Genomic DNA, 14,508 nt, shown 5'->3' on the forward strand with positions numbered 1-14,508 from the left:
CGTCGTGACCGCGTGGCTGGGCTCGATCGCCGTCCTCGCGTTCGTCATGGCGGCGACGCCCGGGCCGAACAACCTGATCTTCGCGGCAGCGGGTGCCCGGAACGGGTACCTGCGGACCGTCCCCCTCCTGGGCGGGATGCTGCTCGGCTTCGTCGGCCTGGTCGGCGCCGGTCTCGCGGGGGTCGGCGGCGTCGTCGAGGCGGTGCCGGGCAGCCGGCTGGCGATGACGGCCGGGGCGTCGGCGTACATGGGGTACCTCGCCGTCGCGCTCTGGCGAGCCACGCCACCGACCGGCGGCGAGACGGCACCACTGCTCGCCTGGTGGCAGATGGCGCTCTTCCAGCTCGCCAACCCCAAGACGTGGCTGGCGGTCCTGACCTTCGTGACCGGGTTCCTCGGGCCGAGCAGCCCGGGCGGGGTGGCCGTCGACCTGCTCGGCGCGGCTTGCTTCCTGGCGGTGGTGTGCGCGTCGGCGAGCCTGTGGACGCTCTTCGGAGCAGCCCTTCGAGCCAAGCTTGCGCCGGGTTCCTGGCGCCGGGCCATGCGGCTGATGGCGGCGCTTGCCGTGCTGTCGATCCCGACCCTCTGGTGAGGCCGGGCGTCAGTCGGTGAGCTCGCCCGGCACGACGACTGCGTCGACGAGGGCGCCGTTGCGCAGCACGGTGATCTCCATCCGCCGGCCGATCGCGTCGGCGAAGAGCCGCTTCTGCAGGGACTGCGCGTCGTCGAGGAACACGCCGTCGACCGCGAGCACCACGTCGCCGGCGCGCAACCCGCTGCACCTGCGCCGGCGTGAGCGGGAGCGGGGTGGTCACGAGACCGAGGAACGCGCGACGCACCGGCCCGTGGTCCTTGAGCGTCTCGATGATCCGGCCAGCCCCAGCGGGTTGCCGACCGCGACGACGAGCGAGCCGACGAGGAGCTGGTCGGCGTCGCCGTCCCGCCTCCGGCCCCGGCGACCACGTGGGAGTTGGTGACGAGGTGGCCCTCGTCGGTCAGGACCACGGCCGAGCCTGCCGACTCGCCGCGCTCCGCGTCGGAGTCGCTGGCCACGTCCCCACAACCACGACGCGACACCCTGGATTCCCGCCGCTGCAGCCGCCGACGCGGGACGTCACCAGGTGAGCTCGACCTCCAGCTCGTTCTCGTCGCCGATCTCGACCTCCACCTTGAGGGACACCTCGGCGGGCACGCGGACGGTGATCCGACGACCGTCCTGCTCGAGCTCGACGGAGTTGTTCCGGGCCAGCGAGTCGGCCAGTGCGTGCAGCCGCGCGGCCGCCTCCTCGCGGCTCACCCGCTCGGGCTCACCGATCTCGAACAGGTCCATGACATCTCCTCGGTTCCATGGGCAACCCCACCCACCGTATCGGCGCTCCCCGACGCAGCCCCAGGTCGGGACCATCGGCCCGCTGTGCGGGCCAGTCGGAACGAGCGGTCTGGCCCAGCGAAGGGGTTAGCCTCAAGGACCGCACGTGGGTCCGTGCGGTGATCCGGGGAAGCCACCATGACCGAGATGCTCGACGTCGTCCACCCGCCGACAGACGCGGAGCTGATCGCGAGCGTGCGCAACGGTGACCTCGACGCCTACGGCGAGCTCTTCGCCCGCCACTCGGACGCGGCCCACCGGCTGGCACGCCAGCTCACCCGCGGCTCCGACGCCGAGGACCTCGTCTCGGAGGCGTTCACGAAGGTGATGGGGGCCCTGACCGAGGGGGGCGGCCCGGACGTCGCGTTCCGCGCCTACCTGCTCACCGCGGTCCGGCGGCTGCACGTCGACCGGGTCCGCCGGAGCGCGCGGCTCACGAACACCGACGACATGACGGCGTACGACTCCGGGGTCCAGTTCCAGGACACGGTCGTCAACGAGTTCGAGTCGAAGGCGGCGGCACGCGCGTTCGCCAGCCTCCCGGAACGCTGGCAGCTGGTCCTGTGGCACCTCGAGGTCGAGAACCAGAAGCCGGCCGACGTGGCCCCGCTGCTCGGGATGACCCCGAACTCGGTGTGCGCCCTCGCCTACCGCGCCCGGGAGGGGCTCCGCCAGGCGTTCCTCACCGAGCACCTCGCCACCACCCGCGACGCCGACTGCCGGTGGACGGTCGAGCACTTGGGCGGGTACGTCCGCAAGGGGCTGGCCAAGCGCGACAGCGCCAAGGTGCAGGCCCACCTCGAGACGTGCCGCTCCTGCACCGCGATGCACCTCGAGCTCACCGATATCAACACCAACCTCCGCGGTGTCCTCGCGCCGCTGCTGCTCGGGGCGACTGCGGCGGCGTACCTCGCCGGGACCGGCTCGGGGCTCGGGGTCTCCGCGCTCGTCGCGTTGGTCGGTCGTGTCCGCGACGCGCTCCTCGGCGCCACCGGCACGTCGACGGGCACCGCCACCGGAGCCACGGCGGGCACCTCGGCGGGTGCCGTGGGTGCGGCCGGGGCGGGCACCGCGGCGGCCACCACGGCGGGGGCGACCACGGTGGGGGCGACCACAGTGGGGGCGACCACGGTGGGGGCGACCACGGTGGGGGCGACGACCGCAGCAGCGACGGCGGCGGCCGGGGTCTCGGCCGGCGGGGCCGTGTCCGCGGTGGCGGGCGGGGCGACGGCCGGCGTCGTCGCGAGCGCTGCCGCGGCGGGTGCCGTGACCGGTGGGACTGGCATCGGCGCTGCGAGCGTCGCGATGGTCGCGCTCGGCACCGCTGCCGCCACCCTCGGCGTCGCGAGCGACCCCCAGCGGGCCGCCGAGATGCCGCCGACGACGCTCCAGAGCGTCACCGTCACCGCGCCCGCCCCTGGTCCGGACCCCGCCGCCGATCCCGTCGTCGCCGACTCGGCGGACCCGGTCGCGACCCAGGGGCTGCCTCCCGAGCTGCTGCCCGCCGTCCTCGTGCCAGCCGTCGTCCCGGACGGCTCGACCACGGTGACCGTCGACACCTCCGGCGGATCGACCGACAAGCCGAACCAGCCGACCGGTGACACCGGCGGGACCACCACGCCACACACGCCCGACCCGGCACCCCAGCCGGTGCCGGACCCCGCACCCGAGCCGGCACCCGCCCCCGCGCCGGAGCCGGTCCCTGCGCCCACTCCCACGCCCTCGCCCACGCCCGACGACGTCGAGCCTCCGCCGGACGCCGGCGAGGAATCCCCGTCCGGGGAGCCGGAGCCGTCCCCGTCGGCAGCCCCGTCGCCGTCTCCCACCGAGACCCCAGGCCCGGTGACCGCGACGGCGCAGCCGCCGCAGCCGACCGCGACCCCGGTCGTGCCGGTCGTGCCGCTCCCGGTGCTCACGGTGCCTACCCTGCCGACCATCGCCGCGGCACCGGAGCTGGCACCGCCGCTCGTCGGTGCCGGCGACGTGCCGGTCCAGTGAGACGGGACGAGGCGCCGTCGGGTGTCCGCTCGCGGTGAGCCGATGGCCCCTACGAGTGTCTCCGCGTGCCCGCTCCGGACCCGGGTCGACCCGCGGCTGCTGCGGTTCACCGCCGGTGCCACTGCTCTCGTCCTCGCTGTCTCGCTGATTGTGGTCGGGCTCGTCCGGCCGCTGGGCATCGGCCTCCTCGCGTCCCAGGTCGCGGTGCTCGGCTTCACCGGGTTCGTGAGCTTCCAGTGGTCGGTGTGGGCGCAGCTCTTCGCGCGCGTCGTCTGGCCGCGGCTCGGTGCCCCCGCCGAGCTGGTCGACGCCCGACCGCCGAGGTTCGGCCAGGTCGTCGGTTTCGTCCTCACCGCCCTCGGGCTGGTCGCCTTCGTGGTGGGTGTCGACGTGCTCGGCTACGTGCTCACCTCGCTGGCCCTGGGCGCCGCGGTCCTCGACGCCTCGACCGGGGTGTGCCTGGGGTGCAAGGCCTATGCAGCGGTCCGCTGAGGGATCGGCAGTTCGACCGTTCCCAGGACGCCGACCGGGACCGCTGCCTAGGGTGGCGCCCTGCGTCACTGCGAGATCGAAAGAAGCGGATGAAGAAGGTCGTGGCAGCGCTGCTGCTGTCTCTCGGGCTGGTCATGGCGACCGCCTCGTTCACCCCGGCGAACGCCCACACCGCAACGCCGTACATCAAGAAGCTGGCCAAGAAGATGCGGTGCAAGTACGGCACGAGCGAGGGGCTGGCGACGGACGCGCGCGTCAAGAAGTCGTGGCACTGCGTGGTCGGTGCGGGCACGAAGAACCGCCGCGAGTACTACTTGACCACATACGTGAGCACCAGTCGGGCGTTGGACGAGTGGCGCGACTGGCTGTCGTGCAGCAGCGACTTCGAGGACTCGTGCGAGCCCGGGTACATGGCCCGCAAGGGCAAGGTCCTGATCATCGACCAGTCCCCTCGCGACTCCTACACCAAGCAGGCGGCGTCCTACGCTGCCCGGAAGACCGGCGGGCGCGTCGTGGCCGGCTACCGGTACTGAGCCCGGTCACGGCTCCGGCGCACCGAAGGCCCGCGCGCGACGAGAAAGTTCGAGGGTCGATGTCGAAAAGGTCGAGACTCGTTCGACGTATGCGCGAGAAGCAAGCCACCGGCAACCAGGAGGAGTGATCCACATGCCGCGATTCATGGGTCTCGTGAGGATGGAAGAGGGCGTCGGTACGCCGCCGCAGTCCCTGTTCGACGCGATGGACGACTACATCGGCCAGCGGGCCGCCAAGGGGATCTTCCTCGACGGGGGCGGCCTCTACGGGACCGAGGACGCCGTCAACTTCGTCGTGCGCAAGGGCGAGGTCAGCCGGGTCGACGGGCCCTACGCCGAGGCCAAGGAGGTGGTCGGCGGCTGGGCGCTGCTGCAGTACGACACCGTCGAGGAGGCCGTGGCCGACCAGCAGGAGTTCGCCGAGCTGCACGCGAAGCACTGGCCCGAGGTCACGGTGGTCGCGACGCTGCGGCAGATCTCCGAGGGGCCGGAGGAGCCCGGCGCCTGACCGCCGTTCACTACGCTGGCCTGGTGCCGGCGGCGACCCCTGCGGATGACGTCAACGGGGTCGTGCACGCCGCGTGGCGGGCCGAGTCGGCCCGCCTCGTCGGCGCTCTCACCCGGATGACCCGGGACCTGGAGCTGGCCGAGGACCTGGCGCAGGACGCACTCGTCGCCGCGCTGGAGCAGTGGCCCACCCTCGGCGTACCGACCAACCCGGGCGCCTGGCTGATGACCACCGCGAAGCGACGCGGCGTCGACCACTTCCGCCGTGCGGACAACCTGCGCCGTCGGGTCGCCGAGCTCGGCCATGCCCATGGAGAGGAGGAGCCGGTGATGCCCGACCTCGACGGCTACGTCGACCACATCGAGGACGACGTCCTGCGGCTGATCTTCCTGTCCTGCCACCCGTCGCTCAGCCCCGAGTCGCGAGCCGCGTTGACGCTGCGCCTCGTCGGCGGGCTCACCACCGCCGAGATCGCACGGGGGTTTCTTGTCGCAGAGACAACGATGGGTCAGCGCATCTCGCGGGCCAAGAAGACGCTGTCCGCGGCGCACGCCGAGTTCGACCTGCCGACCGGGCCCGAGCGGGCGGACCGGCTCGACGACGTCATGGCCGTGATCTACCTGATCTTCAACGAGGGGTACGCCGCCACCGCCGGCGACGACTGGATGCGCCCCGACCTCGCCGGCGAGGCGATCAGGCTCGCCCGCATGCTGGCCGACCTCGCCGGCGACGAGCCCGAGGTGCTGGGGCTGCAGGCCCTGCTCGAGCTCCAGGGCTCGCGAATGCCGGCCCGGGTCGACGAGCACGGCGCGCCGGTGCTGCTGGAGGCGCAGGACCGGACGCTGTGGGACCAGCGGCTGGTCGAGAGCGGGATGGCGGCACTGCACCGGGCCGAGGCGCTGGGCGCGCGCGGGAAGCCGGTCGGGAAGTACTTCCTTCAGGCCTCGATCGCCGCCCAGCACGCCCGTGCCGGGTCTGCCGGGGAGACGGACTGGCGCCGGATCGCGGCGCTGTACGACGTCCTGGCCGAGGCCGCGCCGGGCCCCGTCGTCGAGGTGAACCGGGCGGTCGCGCACGGCCGGGCGTTCGGCCCCGCTGCAGGGCTCGCCGTGCTGGCACGGCTCGACGTCGACGCGCTCGCCACCTCCCCGCTCGTGCCGAGCGTGCGAGGCGACCTCCTCGAACGGGCGGGGCGGCACGCCGCGGCGAGCGAGGCGTTCACCGAGGCGGCCGCACTGACGAGGAACGCGAGCGAGCGGGCACTGCTGCGGCGTCGGGCGGAGACGAACCGGGGCCTCTCCTCGACCTGATCCCCGCGAAGGCTGGTCCTCGTCCGCAGCGGCAGTGCGCGGGTTCTCCCGCCTGGCTACCGTTGCCGCATGAGTTGGCAGCAGGCGTCCGCTCCGGTCCGCCGGCGGTCAGCCGCAGGAACGGCACTGCGAGTGTCCCTGCTCTTCATCGGTGGCCTGTACGCCGTCGAGCTCCTCGACCAGGCGCTCGGGAGCCGGCTCGAACGAGCCGGCGGCGTGGAGCCGCTCGAGAACGACGGCCTGGACGGCATCCTCTTCGCGCCGGCGCTGCACGGCACCTGGGAGCACCTGTTGGCCAACACGGTGCCGCTCTTCGTCTTCGGGTTCCTGGTGCTGCTCGCGGGAGTCCGGCGGTGGTTGGCCGTGACTGCTGCGGTCTGGCTCGTCGGTGGGGCCGGCGTGTGGTTGACCGGCGGGGCCGGGACGATCCACATCGGCGCCTCGATCCTGGTCTTCGGCTGGCTCACCTACCTGCTGCTCCGCGGGCTCTTCTCCTGGAACGCCGGGCAGCTGGCGCTCGGCGTCATCCTGCTGCTCGTGTACGGCGGGCTGCTCTGGGGTGTCCTCCCGGGACAGCCGGGGGTCTCCTGGCAGGGTCACCTCTTCGGCGCCGTCGGAGGCGGGCTCGCGGCGTGGTGGTTCGGCCGTGCCGACCGTCTTCGGGGGGAGACGCGCGGCTGGCCGTGAGGGCTGTGCGCAGTCTCGATGACGGCCGCGCCCCGCCGCCGTAGCCCGGCCAACCCGTCGCGCATCGCCTTCAGCTTCTCGGGCGGGTGGCCGACCCAGCCGTCTTGATCTCGCAGGACTACATCTGTCGTGATCAGAACAACAGGTGTAGTCTCACGGGATGACCCCGCGGCAGGCGGAGCTCCTCGACGCAGCGATCGAGACGATCGGCACGATCGGCCTGCGGGGGCTGACCCACCGCGCCGTCGACGACGCGGCCGGGCTCGCCCATGGGTCGACGTCCAACCACTTCCGGTCGCGCGACGCCTTGCTGATCGGGGTCGCCGAGCGCTTCGTCGAACGTGAGCGAGCCGCCTTCGAGGCGATCGCGCGGACGGAGGTCGTCGTCACCCCGGAGGACCTGGGACGGACGATCGGCCGGTTCGCTATCGCGTCGACCCGTGAGAACCGCAGCCTCACGCTGGCGCGCTACTCCCTGCTGGTGGAGGCGGCGATGCGCCCGACGCTGCAGCAGACGATGAGGGAGGGAGGCGCGGACGTGAACGCCTGGGCGCTGCAGTGGCTCCGCGCCGTCCGGTCCCCTCATCCCGAGCGCGACTGGGTCGTGCTCGCCAACTTCGTCACCGGCCTGGTGCTCCACGAGCTCGCCCACCCGACCGACGACTTCGATCCCACGCCCCGCATCACCGAGCTCATCGACATCCTCGTGGAGGAACCATGACCGAGCTGACCGACCTCGTACGCAACGAACGGCTGGCGTTCGTGGAGCTGCTGGAGTCACTGTCGGAAGACGAGTGGACCGCGCAGTCCCTCTGCACCGCCTGGACGGTGGAGAACGTCGCCGCCCACCTCGCCTGGGCACCGGTGGCCGGTGCCACCGAGATGTCGAAAGCGGCCGTGCGCGCGGGGTTCAGCGTCAACCGCCTGATCGCCGACTCCGCCCTGCGCTGGACCCGTCGGGGTCGGCCGGCGATCCTCGCCCAGCTGCGCGAGAACGCCGAGAGCGGCGCAAGGCCGACCGGCGTACCCATGGTGGGCGCACTTGCCGACGCCGTCGTCCACGGGCTCGACGTGCGGGTCCCCCTCGGGCGCCACCACGCCGTCGACCCCGAGGCGTTCCGGCTCGTCGCCGACTGGACCCTCGCCTCGCGCTGGCCGATGACCATCCCCGTCGGCGGCAGCCCACGCAAGCGGCTGCGCGGGACCCGCCTCGTCGCCACCGACGCGGACTGGGCGTGGGGCGAGGGCACCGAGGTGCGCGAGCCCGCGGCCGGCATCCTGCTCCGGATCTTCGGCCGCGACCCCGCCCTGCGCACGTCAGGGCTGAGCTGATGTTCAGCCAGGTCGTCCGCGGTCGTGCGGACGACCTCTCCGCCGTACGAGCGGCACTAGCACGCTGGGCCTCCGCCGCCGAGGCCATCGACCTCACCGCCGGGGTCACCGAGGACGGCGCGTTCATCGCCGTGACGACGTGCGACTCCGAGGAGTCCGCGCGAGCGGCCGGCGGTGACTGGCAAGCCCTTCTCGACGGGCTCGCGGTCGAGGACGGCACGCGGACCGACGTCTTCACGACGGGTGACACCGCCGGCGCACGGTTCGTGCAGGTCGTGCGGGGCCAGGTCACCGACCTCTGCGAGGCCCGCCGCCACAAGGACGCCTTGCAGGTCGAGCTCGCGACGCACCTGCCGTGCTTGCTCGGCACTCTGACCGTCGAGCAGGACGGGAACCGGTTCACCAGGGTCCTCTACTTTTCGACGGAGGCAGAGGCGCGGGCCGGTGAGAGCTCGATGCCGGCCGAGGTACGCCGGCGCGACCAGGCTGCGTTGCGGCTCCTCGTCGGGCCGATGGAGTTCCTGGACCTCCGCGACCCGTGGCTCTTGTCCCGTCGTACGACAGCTGCCGTCAGGGCCGGGGAGGGAAGTGCTCCTCGATGACCCGCAACGTCGCGCGGAGGTGGTCGAGCGTCAGCTCGATGGCGCGGTCCACGTCTCCGGTCCGGTAGGCGTCGAGCAGCTCCGCGTGCTCGGCGTTGGCCTGCGCCGCCTGCTCAGGCCGGGCCACCAAGGACATGGCGACGTACGGCGCCGCGCTGTCCCGGAGGCTCGCGAGGATGCCGGCGAGCCGTGAGTTCTCGGCGCTCTCGCTGAACAGCGCGTGGAAGTCACGGTTGAGCTGGGACCAGGTCTGCGGGTCCCGAGGGTCCGCCATCTGACGGTGCAGCTCGGCCGCGCGCTCGAGCTTCTCGTCCGTCATCGAGGCGGCGACGCGCCGCACCATCAGGGGCTCCAGGGTCATCCGCAGCTCGTAGACCTCGCGCACCTCCTCGAGGTCCAGGGAGCGCACCACCGCCCCGCGGTGCGGGTCCAGCACCACGAGCCCTTCGGTGGCCAGGTCCCGCAGCGCCTCCCGCACGGGCGTCGTGCTCACGCCGAGCTGCTGGGCGAGCTCGGACTGCACGAGCCGAGCGCCACCCGCCAACGTGCCGTTCAGCACCGCCGCTCGCAGCGTGTTGTAGACGAACTCGTGCGCGGTGCGGGTCTCCCGCGGCGCGGCGATGCGGGTCACGCGACCGCCCCTCCCCGCGCCGCGAACTGCCGCGCGACGTCCTCGGGTCCCAGCCCCTGGGCGAGGAGCGCCCACAGGAGCTGCCGTGCCTTGACCGGCGTCAGCCATCCGGCGGCGATCGCACCGCGCGCCAGCAGGTCGCTCTCGGAGCCGACGAAGCCGTACGTCGACCGGGCGGTGGTCCCGGCTCCGGTACGGGTGGCGAACACGACCGGGACCTTCGACGCTGCGGCCGCGATCTCTTCCGCCAGTGCCGCCGGGACGTGCCCCACGCCCAGCGCCGCGATCACCACGCCGTCGTACCCCGCCGCGACCGCCTGGCGCAGCAGCTCGCCGTCGTCGTCGAGATGGGTGGCGAGCAGGGCGACCCGGGGCGAGGCGCCGGCCGGGTCGTCGAGCGCGGGGACCCTGGCAGGCCGGTTGCCGAACACCGGGACCCCTTCGACCAGCCGGCCGAGCACGCCGAACACCGGCGACCGGAAGGCGTCGACCGCCATGGAGTCCGCCTTGACGACCCGCGCGGCCGCGTGGACCTCGTCGTTCATCACGACCAGCACGCCGAGCCCCCGGGACTCCGGCGCTGCGGCGGTCACGACGGCGGCGAGCAGGTTCGCGGGCCCGTCGCTGCCGGGGCGCTGCGGGGCGCGCATGGCGCCGGTGACGACGAGCGGCTCGTCGCGGTCCCAGTAGAGGTCGAAGAGGTAGGCGGTCTCCTCCAGCGTGTCGGTCCCCTGCACGAGCACCACACCCGCCGCTCCCCCGTCGACGGCCGCGCGCGCCCACGCCAGGGCGGCGAGGCAGTCCTCGGGACGCAGGGATGCGCTGGGCAGAACGGCGAGTGTCTTCGCCTCGAGCGACGCCACCGTGGCGAGGGCCGGGACCGCGGCCACCAGGTCGGCCGCCTCGAGCGTCGGCGTCACGCCGGCCTCCGACTCGGACGTCATCGTGATGGTGCCGCCGAGCGAGCCGATCGCCACGCGGGACTGGGTCATGCCATCGCTCCTCGGACAGATGGGTGGAACTCTCGGAGAAGGATCCTATAAAATGCACGATCTGTCGCGGCGGAGTGGTCAGGGTCGCGGACAGCCACTCACCGAAGGAGCGCTCGTGCCGGACGCAGACCTGGTCATCGCTGGAGGCACCCTCGTCTCCCCCAGCGGTCGTCGCCGCCTCAACGTCGCCATCGCGGACGGCGTGGTGACGTACGTCGGGCCGGACCGGCCCGACGCCCGGGAGACCGTGGACGGGAGCGGCCTGCTGGTGATGCCCGGCGGGGTCGACACCCACGTGCACCTGATGGATCCGGGCAGCACCGAGCGCGAGGACTTCCCGACCGGCACCAACGCTGCTGCGGCCTCGGGCGTCACGACGATCATCGAGCACTCGCACGGGCAGCCCGTCCGCAGCGTCGACGACCTCCGCGGCAAGCTCGACCACCTCGGCGACCGGGCCAACGTCGACTTCGGGCTGGCGGCCCACGCCTGGCCGGGTCACAGCAAGGTGGTGGCCGACCTGTGGGGAGCAGGCGTCTCGTTCTTCAAGGTCTTCACCTGCACGACGCACGGGGTGCCGGGCCACGACGCGGCGGCGCTGAAGGCGCACCTCGAGATGACCGCGCTCACCGGCGCCGTGAGCCTCATGCACTGCGAGGACGAGTCGCTCACCGCGAGCGCGGAGTCGATGCTCCACGAGCTCGGGCGCGACGACAACGCCGTACTCGTCGACTGGCGCAACCGCGACGCGGAGCTGGTCGCCGTGGCCGTCGCGACGCTGCTGGTACGCCGCACCGGTGCCCGCGCGACGGTCGCGCACGTCAGCAGCCCGGAGGTGGCGAGCTACATCGCCGCCGAGCGAGCAAGAGGAGCCACGCTGGCCGCCGAGGGGTGTCCGCAGTACTTCCTGCTCCGCGAGGACGAGGTGCACGAGCACGGGTCCTTGCGGAAGTTCACGCCGCCGGCGCGGGCGCGGAACGACGAGGACGAGCGCGAGATGTGGGAGCTGCTGCGGCGCGGCACCCTCACCCACATGTCCACCGACCACGCCCCCTCGACGTTGGAGCAGAAGCGTCAGGGCGACATCTGGAACGTCCACTTCGGGCTGCCAGGGCTCGACAGCACCATGGCCTTGATGCTCGACGCCGCTGCCCGCGGCCACCTCGCCTACGAGGACGTCGTCCGCGCCTACAGCGAGACCCCCGCCAAGACGTACGGGCTGTGGCCGCGCAAGGGCCGCATCGCGCCGGGCGCCGACGGCGACGTGGTGCTCGTCGACCCGTCGGCTACCCGCACGCTGTCGAACGACACGGTGCTGTCGAAGGCCGGCTGGACGCCTTTCGACGGACGACAGGTGACGGGCGGGGTGGTCCGCACGTACCTGCGCGGGCAGCTGGTGGCCGAGGAGGGGAAGCCGGCCGACGCCCGGACCGGCACGTTCGTGGGCGGCCCCGGCCGAGCGGGGCGCTGACCGCATTCGCGCAAAGCACCACGAACCACCCACGGACCGGGCTAGCGTGGCGCGCCGGCCAACTCGCGCCGCCCACCCCTCCGTGAAGGACGTTCATGCGCAACCTCTCTCGCACCCTTGCTGTCGCCGCTGCCACCGTGGCGATCACCGTCCCGTCGTTCGGCGCCGCCCAGGCTGCCGGCAACGACTGGAAGACGCTGTCGACGTTCGACGGCGGAAAGGTGCAGGCCTGCAAGGTGGCGACGAAGTCGGGCGACTGGAAGGTCAAGCTCCGCGTCGACGCGCGCAAGGCGAAGTCGAAGGTCACCGGCATGGCTTACGTGACCAAGAACGGCGACGAGCTCGCCAACTGGACCTCGGGCTGGGTGAAGAAGGGCAAGGTCTCCTCGGTCGGCACCGTGAAGCTGCCGCGCGGCAAGGCCTACACGCTGGACGCCGGCATCGGCGGCACCAACGCCGGCAACGGCGCCTCGTTCAAGGCGAAGAACGTCCCGGGCTGCTGAGCCCGACCGCGGGGCGCGGCGCCGGACGACCGGCGTCGCGCATCGCGGGCGCCCCTTGTGGCGTTGCCGACGGAGTTCGGCTGCAGCCTCCTTGCGTGCGTGTGACTGACCACGGCCAACAAGCCGACTCCAGAACTCGCCGGTGATGGCAGCGGGCGTTAGCCGTCGTAAGCGACCAATAGGGCTCACCGCCCACTCGGCCCCGCTCTGCGCGGAGTCTGGAGTGACGGCCACCTGAGCCTTTTCGGAAGCGGTCGATCGACATCTCGCGCCCGTCTTAGGGCGCCCGGTCGAGAGGCACCCATGATTTACAGCGTTGACCGACTGTCAAGCTGTGGACCGCGTCGGGTGGGACGACTCATGCCCCTTGCCCAAGGGGCTCGATCTCGCCCCGCTCGACCAGTTGCTCAAGGGCGCGCGAGCAGCCGGCCTGCCACGCGCCAGCCGAGTCCTGGTATGACACCACGGCTTCGCCGGTGCACGCCGAATCTCCTGACGGGTGGTAGGAACAGCGACCCTGAGCGGCGGGCGAGTCATCGTCGTGCAGGTCGCGGTCATATGCCTGGGACGGGTTCATCGCGGCACCTCCTTGGTCCTCAGTTTGGCTCTACCCCAGCAGCCCAGGCCTCATCCACCGACTAGCAGGCCGCCTTGACCGGCGGCAGGAGCGGTCGACCCGCACAACGGCGGAAGGGAACGATCGCGTGGCGCGAGCTGCTGCGTCAAAGGCGGCGGTATGTCGCTACCCGCCGAGGGGCAGTCGCCTTGGTACTTCACTTGCCTAGTTGCTTAACTCCGACCGTCAAATGGCGCGGCACAACAGCCTCGAAACAACCCGACGTGCCCAAGCGGCCAGTCGGAACAGCAGGACGGCACGGGCATCGCCGGTGCACGCGTAGAGACCCTGCGGCCGGATCGGGCCCAGACCTATTAGCGCCCTCTCCCGGCCCGGCAGGCGCCCGCGGCCAGCAGGTTTCTGCTAGGTCTCGTAACCTTAGCCGTGTGCCAGAGTCAACTCCACACGCATTCATTTCGTACGTCCGCGAGGACACCGTTGCCGTGGATGAACTGGAGCGCGTGCTTTCTGCCGCTGGCATCCCGGTATGGAGGGACGTGCACAGCCTCTTTCCTGGTGACGCATGGAAGCGCAGAATCAAAGAGGCAATACAGGGGGATGCTCTTGCCTTCCTGCCGGTCTTCTCGACTGCAAGCGAGTCGCGACACAAGTCGCAGATGCGGGAGGAAATTCAACTCGCCATCGAGGAGTTTCGCAAAATGGATCCGGATCAGTCCTGGATCTTCTCAGTGCGACTGGATGACGTTAGCGTGCCGGCATACGACATCACCCCAACCCGGGTTCTGACGGATCTCAACTGGACCAACTTCTTCGGCCCGACCAAGACCGAGGAGACCACACGTCTTGTGGCCCGGATTCAGCAACTTCTGGGCGACCGACGCTTTACCGCCAGGCCTACCGACGTCGCTGCCACCGCCAGCCAAGACGCGAGGGGTGCCCTGCTGGTCAGCGCCATCCGAGAGGGCGTCAGCAACCCAGCGCGGGCAGCCGATGCTGCAGAGCTCGTTATCGCAGAGGCCCGGCGAGTATCGACAGCGTTGAACGACGCGGCGCGCTTCCCGCTCGGCCCGCCCGAGGGCAGCCTCTCTCAAGCCGGGGTCGCTCGAGTTCGTGGCCTCACCGACCTGACGGGCCCCCTCGTCGAGGCATCCTGCGAGCTCGGCGCGCGGGGTCGGGCTGAGGAAGAGATGCTCGCTACGCAGTTGGTGGCCAGCCTTGCCCGGGAAGGCAGTAAGACGCGGGGTGGCGTCGAGAGACTCCTCGCGTTGCGCAAACTTCCGGCGGTTTCGGTGCTCTTGGCGGGAGCCGTTGGCGCGACCGCGACACGCAACGGGCGGATGCTGCGAGCTTTCGTCGCCGATCCTCGCGTGGAACTACGGTCAAGTCCCCGGGAGTGGTGTAGCGCTGCGTGATCCGGGTGGGGTCAGGCGGTGAGTGCTGGCATGGTGTCAGCTCCGATCTCGGTGTCGTTGGTGGCGACGATGTTGATGCGGCAGCGGGCCA

Annotated in this window: 17 protein-coding genes; 13 read left to right on the top strand and 4 right to left on the bottom strand. The window is 71.7% G+C overall.

What is annotated here, in order from left to right:
* Positions 1 to 4 precede the first annotated feature (4 nt).
* Positions 5 to 592 carry a LysE family translocator gene (locus tag FIP57_RS21400; RefSeq protein WP_162529919.1) on the top strand — a complete coding sequence of 196 codons (588 nt, stop codon included), beginning with the start codon at positions 5 to 7 and terminating at the stop codon, positions 590 to 592.
* A 9-nt stretch (positions 593 to 601) separates the two neighbouring features.
* Here FIP57_RS21400 and FIP57_RS23810 read toward each other — a convergent pair whose 3' ends face one another.
* Both FIP57_RS23810 and FIP57_RS21410 read right to left on the bottom strand, forming a co-directional pair.
* Entirely contained in the window at positions 602 to 772 is a 171-nt protein-coding gene (locus FIP57_RS23810) for a PDZ domain-containing protein (protein WP_203231395.1), read from the bottom strand.
* A gap of 342 nt (positions 773 to 1,114) precedes the next feature.
* Complete coding sequence (locus FIP57_RS21410; RefSeq protein ID WP_148575593.1) at positions 1,115 to 1,330, bottom strand: amphi-Trp domain-containing protein; 216 nt, start codon at positions 1,328 to 1,330, stop codon at positions 1,115 to 1,117.
* Positions 1,331 to 1,507: 177 nt separating this feature from the next.
* Between FIP57_RS21410 and FIP57_RS24360 the strand changes: the two genes are divergently transcribed.
* From FIP57_RS24360 to FIP57_RS21460, 9 genes are all read left to right on the top strand, one after another.
* Complete coding sequence (locus FIP57_RS24360; RefSeq protein ID WP_148575595.1) at positions 1,508 to 3,367, top strand: sigma-70 family RNA polymerase sigma factor; 1,860 nt, start codon at positions 1,508 to 1,510, stop codon at positions 3,365 to 3,367.
* Between the two features lie 42 nt (positions 3,368 to 3,409).
* Entirely contained in the window at positions 3,410 to 3,859 is a 450-nt protein-coding gene (locus tag FIP57_RS21420; protein ID WP_148575597.1) for a DUF4395 domain-containing protein, read from the top strand.
* Between the two features lie 89 nt (positions 3,860 to 3,948).
* Entirely contained in the window at positions 3,949 to 4,392 is a 444-nt protein-coding gene (locus tag FIP57_RS21425) for a hypothetical protein (RefSeq protein WP_148575599.1), read from the top strand.
* A 133-nt stretch (positions 4,393 to 4,525) separates the two neighbouring features.
* Complete coding sequence (locus FIP57_RS21430; RefSeq protein WP_148575601.1) at positions 4,526 to 4,900, top strand: YciI family protein; 375 nt, start codon at positions 4,526 to 4,528, stop codon at positions 4,898 to 4,900.
* A 23-nt stretch (positions 4,901 to 4,923) separates the two neighbouring features.
* Entirely contained in the window at positions 4,924 to 6,210 is a 1,287-nt protein-coding gene (locus tag FIP57_RS21435) for an RNA polymerase sigma factor (RefSeq protein WP_148575603.1), read from the top strand.
* A gap of 69 nt (positions 6,211 to 6,279) precedes the next feature.
* On the top strand, positions 6,280 to 6,897 hold the full coding sequence (locus FIP57_RS21440; RefSeq protein WP_148575605.1) for a rhomboid family intramembrane serine protease: 618 nt from the start codon (positions 6,280 to 6,282) through the stop codon (positions 6,895 to 6,897).
* Positions 6,898 to 7,057: 160 nt separating this feature from the next.
* Complete coding sequence (locus tag FIP57_RS21450) at positions 7,058 to 7,618, top strand: TetR/AcrR family transcriptional regulator (protein WP_148575607.1); 561 nt, start codon at positions 7,058 to 7,060, stop codon at positions 7,616 to 7,618.
* Positions 7,615 to 8,229, top strand: coding sequence for a maleylpyruvate isomerase family mycothiol-dependent enzyme (locus tag FIP57_RS21455; protein ID WP_148575609.1), 615 nt, complete (start codon positions 7,615 to 7,617; stop codon positions 8,227 to 8,229). Before FIP57_RS21450 ends, FIP57_RS21455 begins: the two co-directional genes overlap by 4 nt.
* Positions 8,229 to 8,831, top strand: coding sequence for a hypothetical protein (locus FIP57_RS21460; RefSeq protein ID WP_148575611.1), 603 nt, complete (start codon positions 8,229 to 8,231; stop codon positions 8,829 to 8,831). The genes FIP57_RS21455 and FIP57_RS21460 overlap by 1 nt, the downstream gene beginning before the upstream one ends.
* Here FIP57_RS21460 and FIP57_RS21465 read toward each other — a convergent pair.
* Positions 8,800 to 9,462, bottom strand: a complete 663-nt coding sequence (locus FIP57_RS21465) for a GntR family transcriptional regulator (RefSeq protein ID WP_162529920.1) — start codon at positions 9,460 to 9,462, stop codon at positions 8,800 to 8,802. The two genes, FIP57_RS21460 and FIP57_RS21465, sit on opposite strands and share 32 nt — an antisense overlap.
* Complete coding sequence (locus FIP57_RS21470) at positions 9,459 to 10,454, bottom strand: asparaginase (RefSeq protein WP_148575615.1); 996 nt, start codon at positions 10,452 to 10,454, stop codon at positions 9,459 to 9,461. The genes FIP57_RS21465 and FIP57_RS21470 overlap by 4 nt, the downstream gene beginning before the upstream one ends.
* Positions 10,455 to 10,569: 115 nt before the next feature.
* Between FIP57_RS21470 and FIP57_RS21475 the strand changes: the two genes are divergently transcribed.
* The 3 genes from FIP57_RS21475 to FIP57_RS21485 all read left to right on the top strand — a co-directional run bounded on the left by FIP57_RS21475 (position 10,570) and on the right by FIP57_RS21485 (position 14,417).
* A complete protein-coding gene (locus tag FIP57_RS21475; RefSeq protein WP_148575617.1) occupies positions 10,570 to 11,925 on the top strand; it encodes a dihydroorotase in 1,356 nt (451 codons plus the stop codon).
* A 95-nt stretch (positions 11,926 to 12,020) separates the two neighbouring features.
* Entirely contained in the window at positions 12,021 to 12,428 is a 408-nt protein-coding gene (locus FIP57_RS21480; protein ID WP_148575619.1) for a hypothetical protein, read from the top strand.
* 1,002 nt (positions 12,429 to 13,430) lie between these two features.
* Complete coding sequence (locus FIP57_RS21485) at positions 13,431 to 14,417, top strand: toll/interleukin-1 receptor domain-containing protein (protein ID WP_275266189.1); 987 nt, start codon at positions 13,431 to 13,433, stop codon at positions 14,415 to 14,417.
* Positions 14,418 to 14,508 lie beyond the last annotated feature (91 nt).

The sequence above is a fragment of the Nocardioides caldifontis genome, assembly GCF_008087345.1.
Taxonomy (GTDB): domain Bacteria; phylum Actinomycetota; class Actinomycetes; order Propionibacteriales; family Nocardioidaceae; genus Marmoricola_A; species Marmoricola_A caldifontis.